This window comes from Ruminococcus sp. RTP21204st1_B2_RTP21204_210225, assembly GCF_040914135.1.
Lineage (GTDB): Bacteria > Bacillota > Clostridia > Oscillospirales > Ruminococcaceae > Hominimerdicola > Hominimerdicola aceti.
Genome location: NZ_JBCPGA010000008.1, coordinates 58175 through 81202 on the forward strand (window position 1 = coordinate 58175; position 23028 = coordinate 81202).

Consider the following 23028-nt stretch of genomic DNA (forward strand, 5'->3'; position numbering starts at 1 on the left):
GAACTTGTAGAAATTCAGAATTGTAGGGGCTTGGCTCAATTTCGGTTTCACCGAAATGCGACAGCCCGATATTTCTCGCCCGTTGAATTGTTGAAAAATATCACACAATGTCACCCAAAAATAATTTGGCATCAAGGATATGACAACCATGGCATCGCTCCCCTACACATTTCAAAAAGCGGTGCAAAATTACATCATATCACAAATTGCAGCGTAAAATGCCCGTCACGGCGAGTGACCTATATCCAGCAACCGTCAACTCTGACGACCTGCCCGTGAATGTAATCTGCTCCCTCTCCACTGAGAAAACGCACAACATTCGCCACATCTCTCGGCTTGCCTATCCTGCCTGCCGGTATGTCATCAACTATCACACGAACATCTTCCTCCGTCAGCTCGCCGTTCATTTTCGTGTCTATCATTCCGCATGATACGCAGTTCACCCTTATACCGCTTATGGCAACTTCCCTCGCCAACGCCTTCGTAAATCCTATAAGCCCAGCCTTTGCCGCCGAGTATGCAACCTCGCAGGAAGCTCCCTTTTCGCCCCATACAGAGGTTATATTTATCACATTTCCACTGTGTTCCCTTATCATCTCAGGAAGCACCGCCCTGCTCATACGCATTGCGCCAAGCAGATTCACGTTCATCATCTCGCATAGCTTCTCGTCAGTCATGTCAGTGAAAAGCTCTATATCCGCTGTGCCTGCGTTGTTTACAAGAAGCGTAACAAAGCCCAAACTGTCCCTGACTTCCGCCACGCATTTATCTATACTGTCCTTGTCGCCAATGTCGCAGTAAAAAACCTCTGCACATAAGCCACGCTCTTTAAGCTCAGATACCAAAGCTTCCGCCGCAGCCCTGCCATTCTTGTAGCATACAGCCACCTGCCAGCCGTCCTCAGCAAGCGCCCTGCATATCTCCGAGCCTATCCCACCAGAGCCACCTGTTACCAATGCTGTCTTTTTCATAAAAATACCCCCACAGATTATGATATACTGTAATTATATCACACCTGCGGAGGTTTTTCAACGGCTACTTTTCGTTCTCGTCTACCCATTTTCTCGCCCAGCCTGCATTCTGCTCCTGACGATTGTATACTCTGCCGTTTGGCGCAGTGTAATTGTCCGTCACAACATATTCCTGACCTGCCGAGATAACATCATGGGGCTTGTATACCTTCGTTCCGTCTGTCGCCTGCGGGAAACGACTCTTGTCACGCTTTTTCATGGCTATCACTCTCCTTTTTATGTTATTATCCTGCCCGAAGCTTTTGTGATTATCAGATGAAAAATCTGCATAACAGTTGAAAATATCACGATAACGTGGTATAATCATCTTATACTATTTTTTTATCGGGAGTATTAAAATGGAAAAATACAACAAACAAAAAGCTATACTCACCGCACTGCTGAAATGGGTGGAAACAGAGTTCTTCGGAATTTTCGTATTTCTCTTTTTTATCGCAGTTGCAAAGCCTTTCGGTGCATTGGCAAATATAATTTTCGGTCTTACAGGACTTCTCACAGTGGTCTGCCTTATGGCTGACTTTGGTCTGAAACAGGGAGAGGAAGCCAGAAATAAGGTCACCTTCCACGGTGAAAAGGATTGCCCTAACTATGGCTTCACACTTGGTCTTATTGCAAGCATACCATGCTACATAACAATGATACTGCTGATGATATCAAAATTCAGCGGTTCGTTCAACTTCATGCCTGCCTATAAGCTTCTCGACGCCTGCTTCTATCCTCTTATAGATTGGGCTGCCCATTCAGCCGACGTTAAGGATATGTCACCGCTGGTTTTTATAATGACAGCAATTTTCCCTCTCCTTTATCCGTTTGCCACATGGATAGGCTTCAAAATATCCTACAAGCAGATAGACGTAAAAGAGCGTGTGGTCTACAAGCACAAATAAAATCAAGCCTGCCGTATCAGTCCGATACGACAGGCTTTTATCTTTTTTATCGAAAAAACTCAGTTCTCCACTATACATTAAACTATTTCATTACTGAAAATCTATCTCTATATCTTTTAGCGTCACATAGTTTACTCCATTGCAGTTTTTATCGCTTGCAGTGTTTGCGATAAGCGTTATCTTTGCCGTGCCTTTCACGTAGTCGGCACCAATATCCGTCTTGTTGTCATACGTGTAGCTCTCTCCGGCTTTGAGCAAAGTGTTCATGGTGTTTCTGTCGCCATTTTCGCCATAGCTCGTGGAATTGCCCTTACTGTCCTCTGTGGTGATATACTGGTCAGTCGTGAAGTCAAGCGCCATGTCCTTGTCCCAGTTGTTTGTGTAGGTAATATGGCTTATGAACTCGCCTCCGCTTACCTCATAGGAGTATTTCGCCGTGAGCCTGCCGTCCTTTGTTGTAAAGGTATTGTCCCCAACGTCCTCAAAATAGTCGATATATCCAATATCAACTTCGTCAGCCATATCAGAATCGTCCTTGGCAACAGAAGTCACAGCTTTCTCACTAGGGTCAACATCGTCAGCGACCTCAGCGTTTTTCTTTACGTCAGTATATTCGCAGTTCTCATTGAGCCAGTTTTCAAGCTTTTCTGCCTTTTCACCGCCTATATCAAATTTTAATATATCTCCTGCAAAAAGCTGAACATACAGATCTCCGTTAGCAGTAAAATAAGCCGTACCGTTGACGTCAAGTCTTTCTACATAGAAGCTTATTGTTATTCCGCCCTCAATGTAATATTCATCATCATTTGTTACCGACAAATTAATATCAGGGTCGCTCTCATAAGCGTCTCCCTCATAGACCGCATTGTATGAACCATTATCGTCCTTTAACAGGTCAAGCAGCTTTGAGAGGTCAATATTAGTATACTTTCTGAGCCTGCCCATTCCTGCATCATTGTAAGCATAGTCCACACGAGCCGTTTTATCAAGACTTACGTCATTTATTATGTCATCAAGGGTCATATCGACTTTGTAATCAGGTGAGTATTCCCAATCATCATACCACGCCACAGAGCCGTCATCAAAGACCACCGCCAGATAAACGCTTGGTGACAAGTCCTTTATTGAATAAATATCCGCTTTTGTTGTTTCCTTTTTGTTTGTCTCATAGTTTTCCGTTTCAAGAGTCATGGTGGTGAGCTTGCTGTCAAGAAAAGACTTATCAACATGTCCCATTGAAACATATTCCACATCGTTATATTCAAACGTCTCATATTTTGCATTCATTGCATATTCGTCCCAAGGAACTCTATATGACACTGTTGCTTCCTCGTCTGCCATCTGCTGGTCAGCCGCAGACTTTGCCTTTATATCTTTATCCGACTTGCCTGCAAACATCATAACACCCGTCGCCGCAGCGATAACACCGCAGGCCGCCACAGCCGCCCACTTTGTCCATATGTTTTTTATCTTTACGCCGCTGCCGCTCTGTCTGCATTCTTCAATGTAATGCTCGTCAACATTTTCCAAAGCCTTGAAAATATCCTCTCCTGTTGTTTTCATAAAAGAACTCCCTCCTTTTCAAGCAAAGCCTTTAACTTATTTCTGCTTCTGAAAAGGCTCGCCTTAACTGTGTTCAGGTTCATAGCATACTTTTTTGATATCTCTTTTATAGGCGTTGCAAACCAATATCGCTGGAGAAATATATTTCTGTCTCTCTCCTGCAACTCGCCAAGAAATTCGTTTATAAGCCCCTCAAGATGTCTGCCGTCGCAAAGACTCTCGGTGGTGTCATTGTCAGGTATGCACTCGTCAAGCTCCTCCAAGACCGCCGCTATCTCACCTTTTCCACGCTTTGCGGCCTTTGACGCACGATATCTGTCAAATGCGATATTTCTTGTTATCCGCCCGAAAAATGCCGACAGCATTCTGGGTTTCTGTGGCGGAATGGAGTTCCATGCCCTGAGCCAGGTTTCGTTCACGCACTCCTCCGTGTCCTCCCTGACTCCAAGAATATTGTAACCCACAGAATAACAGTATCCGCCGTATTTCATATCCGATTGTGAAATAGCCTGCTGATCTCTGCTTTCATAAAGCTCAATTATCCTGCTGTCCTCCATTTTTCCGCCCCCTTACATTTAAGCAACACCTCACAAGACACGCCTAACTTCATTGAAAGTCCTTTCATCTATAATGACGAGATATCCGCCAAAAGGTTTTATGAAAACATAAAATAATTATAACATATGATAAAGAATTATGCAACACAAAAACGACGTCCCACATCACTATGGAAACGCCGTTTATATGAAGAATGATTTTATGACAACTCGTTAAGAAGATCCATATACAATTCGTTGTAATCTGTTCTGTTGTCTTTCAGGAAAGCGATAGCCGCACGAGGGTGGCGGTTGAGCGCACCTGTGAGCATATAAGGCACGTCATATCCCCACTGTGAACCCTTTGCCCTCTCCTCAGCAACGTACTTTTCAACAAATTTCAGTGTAGGAGTAAGCTTGTAGTTAGGATTTCTCAGGAAGCTGAGCATCTGCTCCATAAAGCAGTTTCCTGCACCTCTGCCCATTCCGCTCATTGTAGCGTCCGCAAAGCTTGCGCCGTGAGAAATGCTCTCGATAGTGTTTGCAAAAGCGAGCTGCTGATTGTTGTGCATATGAACGCCCACCTTTTTGCCACTAGCCTCAGCCACCTCGCAATACTGCGCAGTAAGTCTTCTCACCTGCTCTGGGAAAAGTGAGCCGTAGCTGTCAACAAGATAGATAACGTCAACAGGGCTTTTTGCCACAAGGTCAAGAGCCTGTGCGATATCGTCCTCACGGCTCGCAGAAACAGCCATGATGTTGATAGTAGTTTCATAGCCCATATCATGACAGTAGTTTATCATCTCCAGCGCACCAGGCATCTGATGAGTATATGTTGCGATTCTTATCATGTCGATAACGCTCTCGCTCTTTGGCAGGATATCTTTCTTGAAATCACATCTGCCAACGTCAGCCATAACAGAAAGTTTCAGCGGACTGTCATTCTCACCAACGATAGCTCTGATATCCTCCTCATCACAGAACTTCCACTTACCGAACTCCTTAACGTCAAAAAGCTCCTTAGAAGCCTTGTAGCCGAACTCCATGTATTCAACGCCTGATTTTATGTTAGTTTTATAGAGTTCTTTTACAAACTCGTCTGAAAATCCAAAATTATTTACAAGACCTCCGTCACGGATAGTTGCGTCCAGAAGCTTTATATCAGGACGGTATGACATAAGGTCACCTTTCTGATTTATTGTCTTTGCCTGATTTGCCATTGTGATTACTTCCTTTCCCAAAACAGACCCTTACCATGTCTGTATAAATTCATCGCTTTAAAGGTTTTATGCTTTTAAGCTTTTATGTATTAAAGTATAGCACTATTTTTCATCCCTGTCAATAGTCCCAAAGCCCTTTAAACACATTTTTTACATTTTGATAATATTTCCCTCCCTCAAGCCTGAACTTTTGTACATTTCCAACTATCAAAACGACGCAGTATTGTGATAAGTGCTGAAAAATATCCACGCTCCTTGACAAATCAGACTTATAGTTGTATACTCTAAGTGTACTACAACAGATAATACAGTTAGTACAGCAGAACAAATGAAACGAAACAACAAAATCGAAAGGAGGTATTCAAGGTGATAACGCTTGATCTTACAGGAAGAGCACCTATCTACGAACAGATATGCAGCCAGTTCTCAAGCCTTATATCAAAAGGCGTGCTGAAAGAAAACGATAAGCTGCCAAGCTCAAGAATGTTGGCAAAGGAACTGGGTCTGAATCCAAACACAGTCGCCAAAGCCTACAGTAGACTTGAGCATGACGAGATAATCTATTCTGTGGCAGGAAAAGGCTGCTTTGTGGCAAAGCAGAAAGGCTCTATAGAGAAAAAATTGCTGGAAGAATTTAAGCTCCATGCCGCCGCCGCAATGCAGGCAGGCATAAGCCTTGGATCGCTTACCTCCGTCCTTGAAGAACTGGCGGAGGAACAGAAAGAAAGGAGTGACAAAGAATGATAGAAATAAAAGACCTGTCACTTACATTCAAAAACGCAGACGAAGATCACGAGGCACTGAAAGCCGTCACCCTGGATATCCCCGAGGGCTGCATATACGGCTTTGTAGGCTCAAACGGTGCAGGAAAATCCACGCTTTTGCGTGTCATAAGCGGAATATACCGTCCCGACAGCGGAAGCGTCACAATAGACGGAAAAGCCGTCTATGACCAGCCGCAGGCGAAAGAAAACATCTTTTTTGTCAGCGACGAAACTGTGCAGTTTTCAAGGCTGTCAGTAAACGACCTTAAAGGCTTTTTTAAGCTCACCTACCCACGCTTCGATGAAGAGGTCTTTGACGAGCTTGTGACAAAGCTTGACCTGCCACGGAAGAAACCGCTGTCACAGTTTTCAAAGGGCATGAAAAGGCAGGCTATCGTTGCGGCTGCACTTGCCTGCCGAACAAAGTATATCCTCCTTGACGAGGCTTTTGACGGCCTTGACCCTGCCATGCGAAAGCTTATCCGTACAATGATAGTTGACGATATTTTCGACCGTGGTGCGACCCTTGTGGTGTCCTCCCACAACATCACCGAGATAGGCGAGCTTTGCGACAAAGCAATGCTCCTGCACAAAGGCGAGGTCATTTTCGCCAAGGATATCGATGATGTAAGAGAGGGCTTTGAAAAGGTGCAGATAGCCTTGCCTGAGGGCGAGCTTGACCGCTCCGCCATAGAAAACGCAGGCGTCGAAGTCCTGAGCTTCAAGACCTTGGGCAGAGTTTCCACAGTGATAACAAAGGGCGACAAGGCGGATATCACCGCCAAGCTTTCTGCTCTCTCCCCTGCCGTTCTGGAGCTTGTCCCTCTCACACTTGAAGAGATTTTCATTTACGAAATGGAGGTGCGTGGATATGCTGTCAGTGAAGAATAGAATAATAAAGACCTCACGCCGTGACTTCAGAGTAAACAAACTGCTTTTCATCATCACAAACCTTGTGCTGTTCATGAACTTTATAATGCAGATGTCAATGCGAAAGTTTATCACCTACTACAGCGAAAGTGCAACAAACCATTATGAGGGTTCTGACCTTGCATACGTTGGCGTTGCCGCTGTCGCACTGTGCGGAGTTTTCACTGTGTTCGCTCTTTTCCATGAGAGCTACAGCAAAAGTCACGCAGACCTTGCCTACTCACTGCCCGCAGGTGCAAAGGAACGCTTTTTCTCAAAGCTTTGCACACTTGTAAAGCTGCACATCTTGCCTGTAGTTTTTTGGAACATCATTCAGTTTATTTCCACTATCATAACCACCGATCTATCTTTGAAGATACTTGCAAGGTATGCCGCAGTGCTGTTTCTCACTGAGCTTTCTACCTGCCTGTTCGTTGACCTTGTTGTGATACTGTGTCTTGTCTGCTGCGGCAGGCTTGCGGAGGTCATATACACAGCTGTGATAATAACAGCCTGTGAGGCGATACTGCCAAGGTGCATAGTTCTTTCATCTATCAGCATTTTCTCAACACGAGGCAGTGATGATATTGAAATCATTACAGATAAGTGGTTTGCGTGGAGTGCATTTCCTGCTTATCTTATGGATAACGGCTATTCAAACGCACTGGTTTTAATGCTCATGGGCAGCTCGCTGCTTTCGGCAGCACTCATATGCCTGCTGTATTTCATCTACAAAAAGCGTGACGGCAGAGCCACAGGCAAGCCATTTGTATTCACCGCTTTTCGTGAGATAGTTCTTATCCTCGGCATTGTGACCGTGACGACCTACGTTCTTTCCGATCCTGACAACATAGTTCTGCTGCCAGTGGTGCTACTGAGCTACCTTCTTATAAGGATATTCTCTGCAAAGAGCACCTTGACAATAGCGAAATTCGTAAAATGGATAGCAGTCTTTGCTGTATATATGATCATGATATTTGCCTTTAACTTCATTTCATATCTTTGCGACGGTTTCGCTGGCAAGCCTGACCTGTCAGTGCTCACCGACTATGACGACGTTTGGGTGTGGGTGCAGACAGACGAAGATATAATGACCTATACCTCAAGCTACAAAAACCCAGAAGGCAGAAAAACTCTCACTAAAGAGCAGGCTGAGCAGCTTACAGACATTTACATTAAAGCTCTGGACAGCCGTGAAAAGAGCTTTAGCGATTATATCGACTGTCTGAAAAACCGCAACCTTGCAGGCAACTTCGCCTCCATAACTTTATACACCCGTAATTCGGACGATATTTACAGCGACAATAACAGCATCATTGATGTGATCGACATTGACGTCAGGCTGACAAAGAACAGTACCGAGCAGGTGGCAGAGGAAATAAAAGCCCTTGATTTCATTTCACCGGAACAAATATCCTATCTTGAAACGAAAGAATACTATGACTAACAAAACCCCCTCAGAGCCACGCTCCAAGGGGGTTTTATCTTTCTGTTCTCTATTAATCCATGACCGCATTAGCAAGCATAAGCTTGATACGGTTCTCCTGATTGACCTTTGTCGCACCCGGGTCATAGTCGATAGCGACTATATTTGCGTCCGGATAAGCCTGCTTAATAGTTCTTGACATACCCTTTGCAACAATGTGGTTAGGCAGACAGCCGAACGGCTGAGTGCAGATTATGTTCTTTGTGCCTGTTTCTGCAAGAGCCGCCATTTCAGCAGTGATAAGCCAGCCCTCGCCCATTTTTACGCCCTGACTAATATACTTGTCAGCACACTTTCTAAGGTGTTCAAAATCATGAGGCGGCTGGAAAATGCCCTGCTCGTTGATGACCTTTATCTGCTGCTTCTGGAACTTGTAAAGCACATCATAACCAATGCCGTACATAAGAGTGCGGCTGGTTTTCTTGTCATAAAGCTTTTCGTCATTGATAGCGTCAGACGCACAGTAAAGCACGAAGTCCAACAGTCCAGGCACGTTAGGCTCACAGCCCTCAGACAGCAGGAAGTCGTTAAGGTGATTGTTCGCAAGGGGTGAATACTTAACGTATATCTCTCCCACGATACCTACCTTAGGCTTCTTCTCCTTTGTCCTTGGAAGCGCCGCAAAGTCTTTGAGCATAGCATTGTAAATGCTCTTTGTGTGCATATATCTGCTCGGGGTAGCAAACAGCTTTCCAAGCCTGTGCTGCCACCTTGCCAAAAGCTCGTCCGTAGAATTTTTCTCTATCTCGTAAGGCTTGCACTGATTGTACAAAAGCATGAGCATATCACCGTAAAGCACCGCATAAATAAGCTTCATTGCTATGGCAGGGGTGATATCTATGGAAGCGTCCTTTTCAAGTCCGCTGAAATTCAGCGACAGAACAGGCACTTCAGGGAACTGCGTTGACAGCGCCTTTCTTATAAGGTGGATATAGTTTGAAGCACGACAGCCGCCGCCCGTCTGTGACATAAGCAGAGCCGTGTGTTCAAGGTCATACTTGCCGCTTTTGAGAGCGTCCATAAACTGTCCGATAACAAGAAGTGCAGGATAGCAAGCGTCATTATGTGTGTTTTTAAGTCCCTCGTCTATAACGTTTCGTGAGCAGTTTTGCAAAAGCTCCATGTTATAGCCGTATTTTTTGTATATCGCCATGATAAGCTTGAAGTGTATAGGAAGCATATCAGGTATAAGTATAGTGTATTCCTCACGTCTTGACTTGTCAAAATAAGACCTTTTTACTCTGTCCGAGCCTGCGTGTTTTATCTCTTTTTCAGCCATTACATTGCCTCCTTGTCCATTTTCTTCTCAGCATTTGCGCTGGCTTCTTTTTCCTCCAGTGCCGCCGCCAAAGACCTGAGTCTTATCTTAGCCGCACCGAGATTCGTTATCTCGTCTATCTTTAGCTGAGTGTAAAGCTTGCCCTTTTCTTCAAGTATAGCTCTCACCTCGTCTGTTGTAACAGCGTCGATACCACAGCCGAAGGATACCAGCTGAACGAGCTGCATATCATCATTCTCGCATACATACTCTGCCGCTCTGTAAAGCCTTGAGTGATAAGTCCACTGATTGAGAACGTCAAGGGCAGGAGTGTCCACCTTCATTGCCACGCTGTCCTCAGTGATGACCGCAAAGCCAAGAGAAGCGATAAGCTTGTGTATGCCGTGGTTTATCTCAGGGTCGATGTGGTAAGGTCTGCCTGCCAGAACGATTATTTTCTGACACTTCGCCCTTGCCTCAGCGATTATCTCCTGCGCCTTAGCCTCGATATCCCTATGGTATCTCACCTGCTCAGAATAAGCCTTGTTAAGCACTCCAAGCACCTGCTTTGCAGTGATGTTATACTTTGAAAGCGCTCTTGCCATTGCCTTTGCAACGTGCTTTTTGATGTTTATGTCAAGATAAGGCATGATGAAATTATCATCATTCAGCTTGTCATTGTTAGCCTTTAGAAGCTCAGGATAATAAGCAACAACAGGACAGTTATAGTGATTGTCCGACTGACCCTCGTCAGCATTGTAGCTCATGCAAGGATAGAATATAAAGTCCACGCCCTTGTCAAGGAGGCTCTCTATATGACCGTGACAAAGCTTTGCAGGATAACATACCGTATCAGACGGAATAGTTTGCTGACCCTTGTAATATGTATCTCTCGTTGACTCCTCAGACAGCACCACTTCAAATCCAAGGCTTGTGAGCAGTGTTGAGAAAAACGGCATAAGGTCATAATAAGACAGCGCAAGCGGCAGACCTACCTTTGCAATAGGCTTTGCAGGCTTGTTGTCAGCATAAGAGAGTATCTTGTTATACTTATACTCTATCATGTTTTCCGTTCTGTCGGTTATCTTTATGCCTGCACCCTTTTCACAGCGGTTTCCGGAAGTAAATCTTCTGCCGTCATTAAATCTTATTATAGTAAGGTTACAGTGCGCACCACAGCCACCGCACTGAACGGCTCTTGAATTGTAAGCAAATTCTTCAAGCTGAGCCTTTGTAAGAACGCCTGACTTGCCGTCCCTGCCCTGAGATTTTTCTTTTGCGAAAAGCGCACAGCCGAACGCACCCATAAGTCCCGCAATGGCAGGTCTTATAACGTTTCTGCCAAGCTCCATTTCAAATGACCTTAGCACAGCGTCGTTAAGGAACGTTCCGCCCTGAACGACTATATTCTTGCCAAGCTCGTCAATAGACTTGGCTCTTATTACCTTGTAAACTGCGTTCTTGATGATAGACGAAGAAAGTCCTGCAGAGATATCCTCAACGGAAGCTCCGTCCTTTTGCGCCTGCTTTACAGATGAGTTCATGAACACTGTACATCTTGAGCCAAGCTCCACAGGTGCTTTTGCAAACAGACCGAGCCTTGCAAACTCTGCGATATCATATCCCATTGCACCTGCAAAAGTCTGAATGAACGAGCCACAGCCTGATGAACAAGCCTCGTTGAGCATAATGCTGTCGATAGCGTTGTTTTTTATCTTGAAGCACTTTATATCCTGTCCGCCGATGTCGATGATAAAATCAACGTCAGGGCAGAAATAAGCCGCCGCCTTATAGTGCGCAACAGTTTCAACTATACCATAGTCAACGCCCAGACCTGCCTTTATAAGATCCTCACCGTAGCCTGTTACCGCAGAAGCCTTTATGTTAAGCTCAGGGGTAGCAAGGCTGTAGATCTCCTCAAGCTTTGAAGCGATTATATCCAGCGGCTGACCCTTGTTTGAGCAGTAGTGCTGATAAAGAAGCTTTCCGTCAGGTGTGATAAGCACAAGCTTTGTGGTTGTCGAGCCTGCGTCGATGCCAAGATAAGCGTCGCCCCTGTAAGTTCTGATGTCTTCATATTTAAGGTCAGACTTCTTGTGTCTTTCCACGAAAGCATTATATTCCTCACGGCTTGCAAACAGTGGCTTGCCTACCACGATATTGTCAGTAGCCTTTGCGTTCACTATCTTGTCAAGGGCTTCGTCTATAGTCATTTCCTCAGCAAGAGTGTCAGCATGAAGTGCCGCACCGAAAGCCATATAGCATGAAGAATTTTCAGGAAGTATAGCGTGTTCCTCGTCAAGGTTTAAAGTAGTTCTGAATGCCTTTCTCAGTGCACTGAGATATGTAAGCGGACCCCCAAGGAAAAGCACCTGACCGCCGATCTTTCTGCCCTGCGCCAGACCTGAAACAGTCTGATCCACAACAGCCTGAAAGATAGACGCAGATATGTCCTCTTTTCTTGCGCCCTGATTAAGAAGCGGCTGAATATCAGACTTTGCGAAAACACCACATCTTGAAGCGATAGGATAAGTCTTTTCAGCCTTAAGAGCAAGGTCGTTCATCTCGTCAGGGGTAACGCCCAAAAGTCCTGCCATTTGGTCGATAAAAGCACCTGTGCCACCTGCGCAAGAGCCGTTCATACGCTGTTCAACGCCCCCTGTGAGGAAGATTATCTTAGCGTCCTCACCGCCAAGCTCAACCACAACGTCAGCCTTTGGATACTTCTTGTTTACAGCGATAAAAGCAGAAAAGACCTCCTGCACGAAAGAGATACCGCTTGCCTCAGCGATGCCAAGACCTGCCGAGCCTGTTATGGCTATCCTGAACTTGTCCTCAGGATAAAGCTCTCTGATAGCACGCAGCTGCTCAGCCACCGTTTCCCTGACCTTTGAAAAGTGTCTTTCATATTTGTTATAAATAAACTCGCCCTCGTCAAGAATTACCGTCTTGACCGTGGTCGAACCTACGTCTATGCCTAAATCATAAATCTTGCCCATAGTAAAAACCTCACTGATTCTCGTTTGTACACTCTTAGTTATTATATCACACTTTTTCGCAAATTACAAGCTTTTTATATTAACAAATATGTATCTGAAAACTACCTATAAAGCTAAAACGGGCGAACACTGTTCGCCCCTACAATGCAACTATTACAATGTATGGCAAAATGCGTTCGCCCGTAAATATTCATTTTTTATCTATGCTTATTCCTGCTCTAAAAGGCAATCAGTAAGATTAAGGTCATAGAGATTGTTGTAGGTAGGCTGCTGAACAGGCTCACCTGCAAGTCTGTAGAACTGCTCTGAGCCGTACTTCTTGATGAAGTTTGTGGTGTGGCAATTTATTTTCAGCTCCTCGATAAACTTCTTCATAACATTGCTGTCAGCGCCATAAGCATTCTCAAGGAAGTCAAAAGCATATTTCAGACCGTTCATAGACTGCTGTGTAACGTTGTTTGCGCCATGGAGCAGATTGTTGAAGGAGTTCTGCAAAATAACAGTACAGCGGTTTTTGTTATCTCTTCCCTCGTTGGTACACTTATCAAGATAAGCTTCCAGATTGTGGAGTATCCAGTGCTGGATCTTCTTGTTAGACGGCGAGATGTTTCTTGCTCTTACCGCCTTGTCAAGGCTCTTGTTGCAGTCCATGATGTGTTCACTGATTATCTGACGGCATGAAAGACCATTGTTTATCTTCACAAGGATATCTTCCATTCTTGGGTGGATAAGTCTTATCATCTTCTCCATTTGGATACAGCTTCTCATTGTGTATGTGATGCCGTCCATAAGCAGATTCATAAGAGCCACAGCTTCTTCAGTGCCTGCCGCTCTTGCGTCAGCAATGTTCTGAGCAGTTATGCCGCCCTCGAGGATAGCGTCAACGTCATATTTCTCACGATAGTAGTTGAATCTGTCATAATATTCCGCAAAGCCCTTTGAGAACTCTGGGTTCTGTACATACTGAGCAGCAAGAGCGTGGTCAACAAGGATACCACTCTCCTCATAAAGCTGCATCATTTCAGAAAGGTCCTCCCAGCCACGGGCAGTAACAAAGCGGTAGTTGTTCTTATCGCTTGCGTCTACCATATAATAGTGGTCAGGGTGAAGCTCAAGATATGATATGATAGCTGGGTGAACGCCTGCATAGTAAGCATATTCTTTCCAAACGTCGAAATCAGGCTGACACTCGACCCTCTTAACACGGTCGAGAGTAACGATATCGAACTCAGAAACAGACTTGTTGAACTCAGGCGGGTTACCTGCTGTAACAACTACCCAACCTGCCGGAACCTGATGAAGTCCGAAAACCTTATACTGCAAGAACTGGAGCATTGCAGGAGCAAGGGACTCGGAAACGCAGTTGATCTCATCGAGGAAGAGAATACCCTCTTTAATGCCAGTGGCTTCGATAGTGTCATAAAGAGTAGCCACGATCTCACTCATCGTGTACTCGGATATCTGCACGTCAGCACCGGTGTAGTTTCTATGTACAATAACAGGAAGACCGAGGGCAGACTCTCTTGTGTGGTGGGACATCGAGTAGGTAACAAGGTTTACGCCAGTCTCCTGAGCTATCTGCTCCATGATAGCGGTCTTACCGATACCAGGTGCGCCAAGCAGGAACACAGGTCTCTGATGTTCTATGCTAATTCGATAATCGCCAAATTCGTCTTTAATGAGATAGGCTTGTATTGCATTAAGTATCTGTTGTTTTGCTTCTTTAATATTCATAAACATTTCTCCTCAGTGCAGTCTGAAGCTGTGAACAAAAAGCACTGCACAATTAAATAATCTTACCATTTTATTATAGACTATCTCCAAATTAAAGTCAATAGTCATCACAAGTTTTGTCAGCTTACACAAACAATTGAAAATATTTTAGTTATTCTGTATCAAAGTCATAAAATTTAACTGTTAAAATATTGATATCAAAACAGAATTTTCAACAGACTTTTAAGTTTTTTCAAACGTTTTCGCCCATACCCCAGCAGACCTCATAACCTCACTGCTCACTTGGTTTTGACATCTCCCAAACAATGTGCTATAATAATAAGGTATAAAATTTATCCCTCGGAGGTCTGATCTATGCTTTATGAAATAAAAAATGATAAACTCTCTATCTCAGCCGACACTTTCGGTGCTGAGCTTCACTCTATCAAACTGGACGGCAAAGAATATCTCTGGCAATGCGGTGACGCTTGGAAACGCTACGCTCCTATCCTCTTCCCGTTCATATGCTCCCCTAAAGACCGCACCTACAAGGCTGGCGGTCAGGAATATCACATGGCTGCAAACCACGGCTTCGCCCGTGACAGCGAATTTACATACGCTGGAAGCACCAAAAATTCACTGAGCTTTCTCCTCAAAGACAATGACGTGACACTTGCTCAATACCCATACCACTTTGAGCTTGAAGTCACCTACTCCATAAAAGGTTCAAAAGTCACCGTCACAAACACAGTAAAAAACACTGATGAAAAGGCTATGTACTTTTATCTCGGCGGTCACCCTGCTTTTATCTGCGATATCCAAGGTGGCAAATGCACAGTTGAGTACGAGAAAAACGAGCATATCGTTCAGCCTATCCCAAACGGCGAGAGGACTATTCTTGACGGTGAAAAGACTATCACTCTCACAAGAGAGCTTTTCGACTATGACGTTATCATGAAAGACCACCCTGCTTCAAAGGCTGTCACCCTGAAAAAGTCTGACGGCGGTTTCGTAAAGCTGTCATTCCCACACTCTGACTGCATTGCCGTATGGACTTCCACCGGTGACCCTGATGCTCAGTTTATCTGCCTTGAGCCTTGGACTAGCGTGCCTGTTTACGAGGACGACGCTTTTGAGGATATCGAAAACAAGCCTCACGCTATCAAGCTTGCGCCTGAAGCTGTTTACACCTACAGCTACACCGTGGAGGTGGGCTGATGAGAGCGGTAATACAGAGGGTCACAAGTGCAAAAGTTGAGGTCGAGGGCAAGGTCACAGGCGAGATAGAAAAGGGCTTTCTGATACTTTTCGGAGTAGGTCAGGAGGACACTGAGGCTGACTGCGACAAGCTTGCAGACAAGATATCAAAGCTTCGCATTTTCGCTGACGAGAACGACAAGACAAATCTTTCTATAAATGATGTTGGCGGAGATATTCTTTGTGTTTCACAGTTCACCCTTTATGCAGATTGTCACCACGGCAACCGCCCGTCATTTATCTATGCAGGCAAGCCTGATGAAGCCAACAGACTTTATGAATACTTCTGCAAGGTCTGCGGTGAGAAAATTTCAGGCAAGGTAGAAAAGGGTGTTTTCGGTGCAGACATGAAAGTTTCACTGCTCAATGACGGTCCTTTTACTATCATTCTTGAATGCAGAAACGGAGAGATAATTCCATGAACATACAGATATTCGGCAAGTCAAAATCCTTTGACACCAAAAAGGCTGAGCGTTATTTCAAAGAGCGTGGAATAAAGTTCCAATCTGTTGACCTGCCTACAAAGGGGCTTAGCAAGGGCGAGCTTAACTCAGTGCTTGCGGCTGTCGGCGATATCGACAAGCTTATCGACCCAAAGGCAAAGGGCGAACAGGCAATGCTCATAAAATATCTTGGAAGCACCGAAGAGAAAATAGAAAAGCTTCTTGACTATCCCGAGCTTTTTGCCGCACCTATCGTAAGAAACGGCAAGAAAGCCACAGTAGGCTTCTGCCCCGAGGTGTGGAAAAGCTGGGAATAGCCCTAGATGAAAATACTGTGAAAATTGCCGATATTCGTTGAAAGAAGCTTGAAAGTGTGGTATAATACCATATGGAAAAGTAATTTCAGAAAGAGATGTTTTAAATGGTAATTGATTTTCACGTTCACGCCTTTAATCCAAAGGTAGCGGAAAAGGCTGTTGAAAAGCTTCAGGCTTGCAGTGGAATAACTCCTTTCACAAGAGGCACTGCAGAGGAAACCATACAGCGTTTTGACGAATGGGGCGTTGACAAGGGCGTGCTGTTATCAGTGGCAACAAAACCTACTCAGCAGAGAGTTATAAACGATTGGTGCGCTGAGCAAGACGGCGGAAGATTTATAAGCTTCGGTGGAATACACCCTGACGCTGAGGACTATGAGCAGGAGATAGCCCACATAAAGGAGCTTGGACTTCACGGCATAAAGCTTCACCCTGATTATCAGGGCTTTATGATAGATGATGAGCGCATGGACAAGATATATGACGCCATTGAAAGAGCCGACCTGCCTGTTATATTCCATTCTGGCTATGACTGCGTTTCCCCTGACCTTATCCACTCCACACCTGAGAGGGCGCTGAACATGATAAAAAAGCACCCTAAGCTCAAGGTCATTCTTGCACATCTTGGTGCAAACATGATGTGGGAGCAGGTGCGTGACGTTTTGGCAGGAGTTGACGGTGAAGTTTATTTTGACACCGCTTTCACAAGTATGTGTCCTGACGAGCTTATGCAGGCTATCGTTGAAAAGCATGGGGCTGACAGGATACTTTTTGCAAGCGACTGCCCTTGGGACAGTTCCTACCTTATAAAAGAAAAGATACTGCGTTTGAACATTTCCGAGGATAACAAAGATAAAATTCTCGGCGGCAACGCAGAAAGACTTCTTGGCTTAAAATAAAATTGTGTAAATTCTGAAAAGAGGATATAAAAAATGAGATCAAAACTGCTTGTGGCTGTGCTGGCTTGTTCTGCGGTTTTCGGGCTTGCGTCATGTGGGGCAATGCTTCCAGAAAGCTCCTCCGAAACGGAGACCACCACGGGTACTGCCGCCCAGAGAGTTATAGAGACCACAAAGACCGCCACAATGGGCGACGATTATGATGAGGACGATGAGGATTACGAGGGCTACACCACCACCACTTCCGTGACGGCAGGCACACTTGAAAACCCAGACGTAAGCATTGACGAAGGCTACGACCCTGACATAATCGCAACGGCAACAAAGAGGACGACCACCACCACAACCACAACATCTGCCGAAACAAAGGCGACTAAAAAGACCACCACCACAAAGTTCAAAAAGGACGCACTTTTCCCTTTGGGTGATGATGTGAAATACCCTGATTCTATCCCATTTCTTGTAAAGTCAGACATCTCTTACCTTAATCTCAGATACGGTCCGTCAAAGAAATATGACGTGATAGAAAAGATACCTGACGGAAAGACCATAAACGGCTACGGCGAGAGAACAGACGGTGACGGAAACATATGGGTATATGTAAAATATAACAATAAAAGCGGCTGGGTAATGAAAGAGCTTCTCAGCGGCACTGAATAAACGGAGGACAAATAATGGACAGCTTCAAGGAACAGATAGTTCGCAAGATTCCCACAAAGAACGATAAGATACAGAAAATTTTCATCATGATAGCAAGCGTGGCACTTGCCGCACTGTGCTTTATCTTCCCTTTCGGCACGCAGTTTTCTGTAATAGGCATTTTTCTTGCCGCCGCCGCACTTTATGGCGGTTATTATCTTACAACAAAACTCGATGTGGAGTATGAATACATTTTCACAAACGGAGAAATAGACGTTGACAAGATAACGGCTCAGCGTTCAAGAAAACGCCTTATCACATTCCGTTGCGGCAGTGCGACAGATTTCGGCATTGCTGACGAGAATTTCTCTGTACCTGAGGGCGCAACACAGGTCCTTGCCTGCGCTTGTGACGATAGCCTTACAGACTACTACATAACATTCAACCACAAAAATCTCGGGCTTACAACTGTTATTTTCACACCAGATGACGATATGCTGGAGCTTATGAAGCCTGCGCTTCCGAGAACACTGAGGAAATAAAAATGAAAATATTTGTCGGAACTGATCTTATTGAGATCGAACGCATAAAAAAAAGCTGTCAGAGCCGACGTTTCTGTGAAAGGGTTTACTCCGAAAAGGAGCTGACCCTTTTTTCGCAGAAGAAAAACCCATACGAATCCATGGCGGCGAATTGGGCGGCTAAGGAAAGCTTCGCAAAGGCTTTAGGCACGGGGGTTGAGGGCTTCGCCTTAAACGAGGTGTCCTGCTTGCGTGACGAGCTTGGCTGTCCTTATCTGGAGCTTACAGGGAATGCGCTTTTGGCGGCTGAAAATAGCGGGCTGACCTTTGCGGTGTCACTTTCCCACATCAAGGATATCGCTTCGGCAGTGGTGATAGCTTATGAAAAGGAGGATAAAAATGGATAGGATATTAACAGTGGAGCAAATGACATTTTGCGAGCATGAGGCTGAAAAATATGGCGTGAGCCTTGCTCAGCTCATGGACAATGCGGCGGCACAGCTTTCGGAGGTCATTGCAAGCAACTCGTCTTCGTCCTCAAAGATAGTGCTTCTTATTGGCAAGGGAAACAATGGCGGTGACGGACTTGTGGCGGCAAATTTGCTTGCGGAACAAGGCCTCAAGCCTGCGGTGGTCCTATGCTGTGGTGAGCCTGACACTGACCTCTCCTCGGCAGCGTATGCTAGGCTCGATAAGAGCGTAGAGGTGCTGAAAGCTGAAAATGCGCTGGATTTTATCGAGGGTGCAGACGTGCTTGTGGACTGCATTTTCGGAACGGGTTTTCACGGAAGCCTGCGTGAAAATATCCTGCCAGTGTTCAGAGCTTGTGAAAAATGTGAAGGCATGAAGATAGCCTGCGACCTGCCGTCGGGAGTCAATGCACGGAATGGTCAGGCTGACAAGCTATCGTTCATGGCTGACGTGACAGTGACCTTTCATCGTGGCAAGCTGGGTCTTTATTTACAGCCTGCGGTGGACGTTTGCGGTGAAATTCTGGTAAAAGATATCGGTATTGACGAGCGTTGCGAGAATACCCTATACCCTGTTATAACGCCTTTTGACGTGGTAAAAGCAAGGGCGGCACTGCCTTTTAGACCTGCTGACGGACACAAGGGCACGTTCGGCAAGGTGGTGAGCGTGGCAGGCTCGGAGAGCTATATAGGTGCGGCAGGGCTTTCAGCAATGGCGGCAATGCGAACAGGCGTGGGGCTTTTTGAGCTTTGCACTGCAAAAAGCGTAGTCAACTCCCTGTCGGCGAGTATGTATGAATGTACATACTCGGCAATGAAAACCGACAAGGACGGCTTTATGGTGGCTGAAAATGCGGAGGCGATACTGAAAAAGTGTGAAAAGGCAAGCTGTTTGCTGATAGGCTGTGGGCTTGGTCACACGGCTCAGACAGAGAAGCTTGTGGCGGAGCTTATTGAAAATGCGGAGATACCCATAGTTTTGGACGCTGACGGAATAAATTCACTTTGTCCGAATATAGATGTACTGTTGAAGAAGAAAAGTACAGTTATCCTCACCCCTCACCCTGCGGAGCTTGCAAGGCTTTGTGGCGTGACGATGGGCGAGGTCATGTCGGACAGACTTGGGTTTGCATATAGGCTGTCAGAAAAATATGGTGTGACAGTGCTTGCGAAGTCGGCTGACACCTTTGCTGTGGACGGTGGGAAAGTTTATCTTTGCACCGAAGGCACAACTGCGCTTGCAAAGGGTGGCTCAGGGGATATGCTTGCAGGCATTGTTTCCTCCTATGTGGCTCAGGGGTGCGATGCTCTTGATGCGGCGGCACTTGGGTCGTTCACACTTGGCTCGACGGCTCTACTTGCAGGATACAAAAGATCTGAGCGTGGAATCATTGCAAGAGATGTTATTGACGCTTTGCCACGATTTTTGTATGACCTTGAAAACGCCGACTAGGCTGTACTAAAAACAAAGACCTTCTTCTTATGAAGAGGGTCTTTTTTAATGGAGGGCAAAATGAAAAGAACAAAGGCATTTTTTCTCACGATTTTGGCGGTAATGGGCTTATGCTCATGCGGTGAAAGCACCGAAGTCAAACCCGTAAAGCTGGCAGAGGATTACAAGACCCCGGCTGAGTTCACCATTGACGGCACGGAATACGTCGCAAGCTTCACCCGTGAGGGCGCAGATATGTGGGAGTGTGAGATAACTGCGCCGGAAACTGTCAGCGGTATGGTGATAACCTGCTCAGGAGAAAGCGCACGACTTGAATACAAGGGTTTGACCTACGAAACTGACCGAGGGAACATACCCGAAAGCTCCGCTGTCACAATGACTGCCGCTGTGCTTGACAAGCTTATTTCGCAGAAAGGCGTGACGTATCTCAAAAATGACAAGGGAGATATCACCGCCACGGGTCAAATAAAAGGGCAGGATTTTTCGGCTAAAATCAAAGGCGGAAAGGTAAAAAGCTTGGAGATATCAGGGGAGATAAGCGTAAAATTCACATAAAAAAGGTGCAGAGAAAATCTGCACCTTTCTTATGTATGGAAATGAATTATTTACCAAAGTTTGCGCAAGCGATAACGTTACCGTCCTCGTCCTCAAATCTGAGGTCAGCAATGTAGAAATCAGCCTGGTTTGGAATGCCCCATCTCATAAGTGAAACATACTGTGGTTCAGTTGAGTTTACAAATGTAGCGCCGTCCTTGATACCAGGTCTCATTGTAAGCTCATAGGAACCCCACTCAGAAGTCCACTCAGCCTCGCCGAAGTCATAGAGGTCGTTCCAACTGTTTTCACCTTCACCTGTTGTAGGCTGTGTAACGAATGCACCCATGAAGTTACCAGGAACGAGTGATTTTGTGCCGTCGTCACCTGTGAACTCGCCAACTGCCTTTGTAACTACATCAGCCTTGATAGTGAAGATCTTCTCAAGATCAGCCTCGTGACCCTCAAAGAACTTCTCCATGTGGAACTTGATCTTAGGGATCTTGTAGTTGCCCTGATCGTCCTGATCAAGAACCTCGACCTTGAGCATTGGAACGCCTGCAAGCTCCTCAACAGAGAGGTTTACATGAGACTCATCGTTCTCGTAATCCTTCTCAGCGAAAGGCTCAACGATAGAAGCAACGTCCATATCCTTCTTGAAATATACAGAAGCCTCCTCATAGTTCTTCAGAGTAGCTGGCATTTCGGAAATATCCTTTGCAGCATCGCCCTCAGACTCTGTGCCAGAAGCAGCTGTTGAATCAGCTGTTGACTCGGGAGCGGCTGTTGTTGTAGTAGCCTCTGTTGTTGTAGCAGCTGTAGTTGTTGTTGTAGTAGTTTTTGCCTCAGCCTTTGATGAAGAATCATCAGAGCTGCCGCAAGAAGCGAACATAGCACTTGTAAGTGTAAGTGCAAGAGCGCAAGCTAAAAACTTTTTCATTTTAATAACCTCCGTTTAATTGTCATGCTATACACATAGCCTGACCTATATTTACCTTTGTATTATAACACAACTGTCACATATTTTCAATATACTATTTGCACAATTTAAGCACATGATTTCATATGTTTTGCACAGAAATCGTTTACAAATTAGTGCAGGTTACACAAACGAACAAAAAAACAGAGCTTCCCGAATGACAGAAAGCTCTGTATAAATTCACTTATTCAAGTGTGTTATCTGTGAGAGATTACTTTCTCTTAGAAATAACGATAGCTGCACCAGCAAGTGCTACGCCAGCGAGTGCAAGACCAGCTGTTGCGCCTGTAGCTGCTACGTTGTCAGAAGCTGCTGCTGAAGAAGTAGCTGTTGTTGTTGTGCCAGCCTTTGAAGATGTTGTGCCAGCTGCTGTTGAAGATGTAGCTGCTGCAGAAGACTTGTCGTCCTTCTTAGAATCGTCCTTCTTAGAATCTGTGCCTGAAGGTGTTGAATCAGCTCCAGAGCTTGACTCCTCAGCTACTGGCTTCTTCTGAACTTCCTTCTTGTCCTTGTTAGAACCAGCCTCGAAGAGAACGTTGCCGTCAGCGCCAAGAACCTTCATACCTACAACGTCGATACCCTTAAGGTCTGCTGCCCAGTTGTTGATACCAACTGCTGCGTAATTATCAGCATCGCCGTCTGTTGTTGCGAAAACAGGAGCGTCGCCGAGGTATTCAAGAACGTATGTGCCTTCCTCTTCTGTTGTGTAGCAGAGAGTATCCTTTGGCTTATCGTCCTCAACCCATGAGCCGCCAGCCCAGTCCTTAGCGTTCCAGCCACCAGACTTTGAGTTGAAGTTGATTGATCCGCCACCGCCGATCGTGTTCCAATCGTTGTTGTCAACCTTGATTGTGAATGAAGCACCGTAAACAGTTCCAAGGTCAGCAATAGCATCCTTGTTAGGCATATCTTCGTCCTTACCATTGAAGTATACAGCGAAGAGGTCATCCTGAGTCTGTCTAGCGATTTTAAGAAGGTCATCGCTTACGTTGAGCTTTGTGCCTGCTGCGGATGCTGGGATCATTGCCATAGAAGCTACGATAGCTGCTGCTGACATACCAGCGAGAATCTTAGAAATTTTCATCGTTAATCTCCTCCATATGAATATAGTTTTATGAATTGTCATTCAATTCTAGTCTTATTATAGCAG

At 45.4% G+C, this 23028-nt stretch carries 23 protein-coding genes; 13 read left to right on the forward strand and 10 right to left on the reverse strand.

Annotation, left to right across the window (positions count from 1 at the left end; translation table 11 throughout):
• Positions 1–239 precede the first annotated feature (239 nt).
• On the reverse strand, positions 240–971 hold the full coding sequence (gene fabG / locus AB5123_RS04980) for a 3-oxoacyl-ACP reductase FabG (protein ID WP_286960911.1): 732 nt from the start codon (positions 969–971) through the stop codon (positions 240–242).
• 64 nt (positions 972–1035) lie between these two features.
• A complete protein-coding gene (locus AB5123_RS04985; RefSeq protein ID WP_117897322.1) occupies positions 1036–1230 on the reverse strand; it encodes a hypothetical protein in 195 nt (64 codons plus the stop codon).
• A gap of 139 nt (positions 1231–1369) precedes the next feature.
• Between AB5123_RS04985 and AB5123_RS04990 the strand changes: the two genes are divergently transcribed.
• On the forward strand, positions 1370–1918 hold the full coding sequence (locus AB5123_RS04990) for a hypothetical protein (protein ID WP_195220932.1): 549 nt from the start codon (positions 1370–1372) through the stop codon (positions 1916–1918).
• Between the two features lie 90 nt (positions 1919–2008).
• Here AB5123_RS04990 and AB5123_RS04995 read toward each other — a convergent pair whose 3' ends face one another.
• The 3 genes from AB5123_RS04995 to AB5123_RS05005 all read right to left on the reverse strand — a co-directional run bounded on the left by AB5123_RS04995 (position 2009) and on the right by AB5123_RS05005 (position 5237).
• Positions 2009–3481, reverse strand: coding sequence for a hypothetical protein (locus AB5123_RS04995; RefSeq protein WP_195220931.1), 1473 nt, complete (start codon positions 3479–3481; stop codon positions 2009–2011).
• Entirely contained in the window at positions 3478–4038 is a 561-nt protein-coding gene (locus AB5123_RS05000; RefSeq protein WP_022287725.1) for an RNA polymerase sigma factor, read from the reverse strand. Before AB5123_RS05000 ends, AB5123_RS04995 begins: the two co-directional genes overlap by 4 nt.
• Positions 4039–4238: 200 nt before the next feature.
• Positions 4239–5237, reverse strand: coding sequence for an aldolase catalytic domain-containing protein (locus AB5123_RS05005; protein WP_178086269.1), 999 nt, complete (start codon positions 5235–5237; stop codon positions 4239–4241).
• 366 nt (positions 5238–5603) lie between these two features.
• Between AB5123_RS05005 and AB5123_RS05010 the strand changes: the two genes are divergently transcribed.
• Genes AB5123_RS05010 through AB5123_RS05020 form a run of 3 tightly spaced genes read left to right on the forward strand, consistent with a single transcriptional unit; the run spans position 5604 to position 8357 of the window.
• Positions 5604–5981 carry a GntR family transcriptional regulator gene (locus AB5123_RS05010; protein ID WP_046439432.1) on the forward strand — a complete coding sequence of 126 codons (378 nt, stop codon included), beginning with the start codon at positions 5604–5606 and terminating at the stop codon, positions 5979–5981.
• Entirely contained in the window at positions 5978–6892 is a 915-nt protein-coding gene (locus tag AB5123_RS05015) for an ABC transporter ATP-binding protein (RefSeq protein ID WP_368364577.1), read from the forward strand. Before AB5123_RS05010 ends, AB5123_RS05015 begins: the two co-directional genes overlap by 4 nt.
• Entirely contained in the window at positions 6873–8357 is a 1485-nt protein-coding gene (locus tag AB5123_RS05020) for a hypothetical protein (protein ID WP_368364578.1), read from the forward strand. Before AB5123_RS05015 ends, AB5123_RS05020 begins: the two co-directional genes overlap by 20 nt.
• A gap of 52 nt (positions 8358–8409) precedes the next feature.
• Here the strand turns inward: AB5123_RS05020 and AB5123_RS05025 are convergent, their stop codons facing one another.
• The 3 genes from AB5123_RS05025 to AB5123_RS05035 all read right to left on the reverse strand — a co-directional run bounded on the left by AB5123_RS05025 (position 8410) and on the right by AB5123_RS05035 (position 14387).
• Positions 8410–9675, reverse strand: coding sequence for a 2-hydroxyacyl-CoA dehydratase (locus tag AB5123_RS05025; RefSeq protein ID WP_022287727.1), 1266 nt, complete (start codon positions 9673–9675; stop codon positions 8410–8412).
• Positions 9675–12653 carry an acyl-CoA dehydratase activase-related protein gene (locus tag AB5123_RS05030; RefSeq protein WP_337812264.1) on the reverse strand — a complete coding sequence of 993 codons (2979 nt, stop codon included), beginning with the start codon at positions 12651–12653 and terminating at the stop codon, positions 9675–9677. The genes AB5123_RS05025 and AB5123_RS05030 overlap by 1 nt, the downstream gene beginning before the upstream one ends.
• Positions 12654–12860: 207 nt before the next feature.
• Positions 12861–14387, reverse strand: coding sequence for an AAA family ATPase (locus tag AB5123_RS05035; RefSeq protein ID WP_022287729.1), 1527 nt, complete (start codon positions 14385–14387; stop codon positions 12861–12863).
• A 354-nt stretch (positions 14388–14741) separates the two neighbouring features.
• Between AB5123_RS05035 and AB5123_RS05040 the strand changes: the two genes are divergently transcribed.
• From AB5123_RS05040 to AB5123_RS05080, 9 genes are all read left to right on the forward strand, one after another.
• Complete coding sequence (locus tag AB5123_RS05040; protein WP_117924546.1) at positions 14742–15584, forward strand: aldose 1-epimerase family protein; 843 nt, start codon at positions 14742–14744, stop codon at positions 15582–15584.
• On the forward strand, positions 15584–16045 hold the full coding sequence (dtd, locus tag AB5123_RS05045; RefSeq protein ID WP_041337381.1) for a D-aminoacyl-tRNA deacylase: 462 nt from the start codon (positions 15584–15586) through the stop codon (positions 16043–16045). The genes AB5123_RS05040 and dtd overlap by 1 nt, the downstream gene beginning before the upstream one ends.
• Positions 16042–16383: an arsenate reductase family protein gene (locus AB5123_RS05050; protein ID WP_022287732.1), complete on the forward strand. Its 342-nt coding sequence runs from the start codon at positions 16042–16044 to the stop codon at positions 16381–16383. The genes dtd and AB5123_RS05050 overlap by 4 nt, the downstream gene beginning before the upstream one ends.
• 104 nt (positions 16384–16487) lie before the next feature.
• Positions 16488–17282, forward strand: a complete 795-nt coding sequence (locus AB5123_RS05055) for an amidohydrolase family protein (RefSeq protein WP_368364579.1) — start codon at positions 16488–16490, stop codon at positions 17280–17282.
• A gap of 432 nt (positions 17283–17714) precedes the next feature.
• Positions 17715–17942: an SH3 domain-containing protein gene (locus tag AB5123_RS05060; protein WP_368364582.1), complete on the forward strand. Its 228-nt coding sequence runs from the start codon at positions 17715–17717 to the stop codon at positions 17940–17942.
• Positions 17943–17956: 14 nt separating this feature from the next.
• Complete coding sequence (locus tag AB5123_RS05065) at positions 17957–18463, forward strand: DUF6106 family protein (protein WP_117857854.1); 507 nt, start codon at positions 17957–17959, stop codon at positions 18461–18463.
• A gap of 2 nt (positions 18464–18465) precedes the next feature.
• Positions 18466–18849, forward strand: a complete 384-nt coding sequence (gene acpS, locus AB5123_RS05070; protein WP_337812383.1) for a holo-ACP synthase — start codon at positions 18466–18468, stop codon at positions 18847–18849.
• Positions 18842–20365 (forward strand): NAD(P)H-hydrate dehydratase, encoded by a 1524-nt coding sequence (locus tag AB5123_RS05075; protein ID WP_337812384.1) that lies wholly within the window; start codon positions 18842–18844, stop codon positions 20363–20365. The genes acpS and AB5123_RS05075 overlap by 8 nt, the downstream gene beginning before the upstream one ends.
• A gap of 60 nt (positions 20366–20425) precedes the next feature.
• The gene (locus tag AB5123_RS05080) at positions 20426–20920 is read left to right on the forward strand and encodes a hypothetical protein (RefSeq protein WP_288163006.1); all 495 of its coding nucleotides are present in this window, start codon (positions 20426–20428) and stop codon (positions 20918–20920) included.
• A gap of 46 nt (positions 20921–20966) precedes the next feature.
• Here the strand turns inward: AB5123_RS05080 and AB5123_RS05085 are convergent, their stop codons facing one another.
• Complete coding sequence (locus tag AB5123_RS05085; RefSeq protein ID WP_117857849.1) at positions 20967–21839, reverse strand: hypothetical protein; 873 nt, start codon at positions 21837–21839, stop codon at positions 20967–20969.
• A 250-nt stretch (positions 21840–22089) separates the two neighbouring features.
• Positions 22090–22962, reverse strand: coding sequence for an NPXTG-anchored protein (locus AB5123_RS05090; protein WP_287286615.1), 873 nt, complete (start codon positions 22960–22962; stop codon positions 22090–22092).
• Positions 22963–23028 lie beyond the last annotated feature (66 nt).

Coding starts and splice junctions, on each gene's coding strand:
- AB5123_RS05055 (WP_368364579.1), top strand. CDS start 16,488: ATGGTAATTGATTTTCACGTTCACGCCTTTAATCCAAAGGTAGCGGAA.
- AB5123_RS04985 (WP_117897322.1), bottom strand. CDS start 1,230: ATGAAAAAGCGTGACAAGAGTCGTTTCCCGCAGGCGACAGACGGAACG.
- AB5123_RS04995 (WP_195220931.1), bottom strand. CDS start 3,481: ATGAAAACAACAGGAGAGGATATTTTCAAGGCTTTGGAAAATGTTGAC.
- AB5123_RS05090 (WP_287286615.1), bottom strand. CDS start 22,962: ATGAAAATTTCTAAGATTCTCGCTGGTATGTCAGCAGCAGCTATCGTA.
- AB5123_RS05065 (WP_117857854.1), top strand. CDS start 17,957: ATGGACAGCTTCAAGGAACAGATAGTTCGCAAGATTCCCACAAAGAAC.
- AB5123_RS04990 (WP_195220932.1), top strand. CDS start 1,370: ATGGAAAAATACAACAAACAAAAAGCTATACTCACCGCACTGCTGAAA.
- dtd (WP_041337381.1), top strand. CDS start 15,584: ATGAGAGCGGTAATACAGAGGGTCACAAGTGCAAAAGTTGAGGTCGAG.
- AB5123_RS05000 (WP_022287725.1), bottom strand. CDS start 4,038: ATGGAGGACAGCAGGATAATTGAGCTTTATGAAAGCAGAGATCAGCAG.
- acpS (WP_337812383.1), top strand. CDS start 18,466: ATGAAAATATTTGTCGGAACTGATCTTATTGAGATCGAACGCATAAAA.
- AB5123_RS05035 (WP_022287729.1), bottom strand. CDS start 14,387: ATGAATATTAAAGAAGCAAAACAACAGATACTTAATGCAATACAAGCC.
- AB5123_RS05025 (WP_022287727.1), bottom strand. CDS start 9,675: ATGGCTGAAAAAGAGATAAAACACGCAGGCTCGGACAGAGTAAAAAGG.
- AB5123_RS05020 (WP_368364578.1), top strand. CDS start 6,873: ATGCTGTCAGTGAAGAATAGAATAATAAAGACCTCACGCCGTGACTTC.
- AB5123_RS05085 (WP_117857849.1), bottom strand. CDS start 21,839: ATGAAAAAGTTTTTAGCTTGCGCTCTTGCACTTACACTTACAAGTGCT.
- AB5123_RS05040 (WP_117924546.1), top strand. CDS start 14,742: ATGCTTTATGAAATAAAAAATGATAAACTCTCTATCTCAGCCGACACT.
- AB5123_RS05030 (WP_337812264.1), bottom strand. CDS start 12,653: ATGGGCAAGATTTATGATTTAGGCATAGACGTAGGTTCGACCACGGTC.
- AB5123_RS05015 (WP_368364577.1), top strand. CDS start 5,978: ATGATAGAAATAAAAGACCTGTCACTTACATTCAAAAACGCAGACGAA.
- AB5123_RS05080 (WP_288163006.1), top strand. CDS start 20,426: ATGAAAAGAACAAAGGCATTTTTTCTCACGATTTTGGCGGTAATGGGC.
- AB5123_RS05050 (WP_022287732.1), top strand. CDS start 16,042: ATGAACATACAGATATTCGGCAAGTCAAAATCCTTTGACACCAAAAAG.
- AB5123_RS05005 (WP_178086269.1), bottom strand. CDS start 5,237: ATGGCAAATCAGGCAAAGACAATAAATCAGAAAGGTGACCTTATGTCA.
- AB5123_RS05075 (WP_337812384.1), top strand. CDS start 18,842: ATGGATAGGATATTAACAGTGGAGCAAATGACATTTTGCGAGCATGAG.
- fabG (WP_286960911.1), bottom strand. CDS start 971: ATGAAAAAGACAGCATTGGTAACAGGTGGCTCTGGTGGGATAGGCTCG.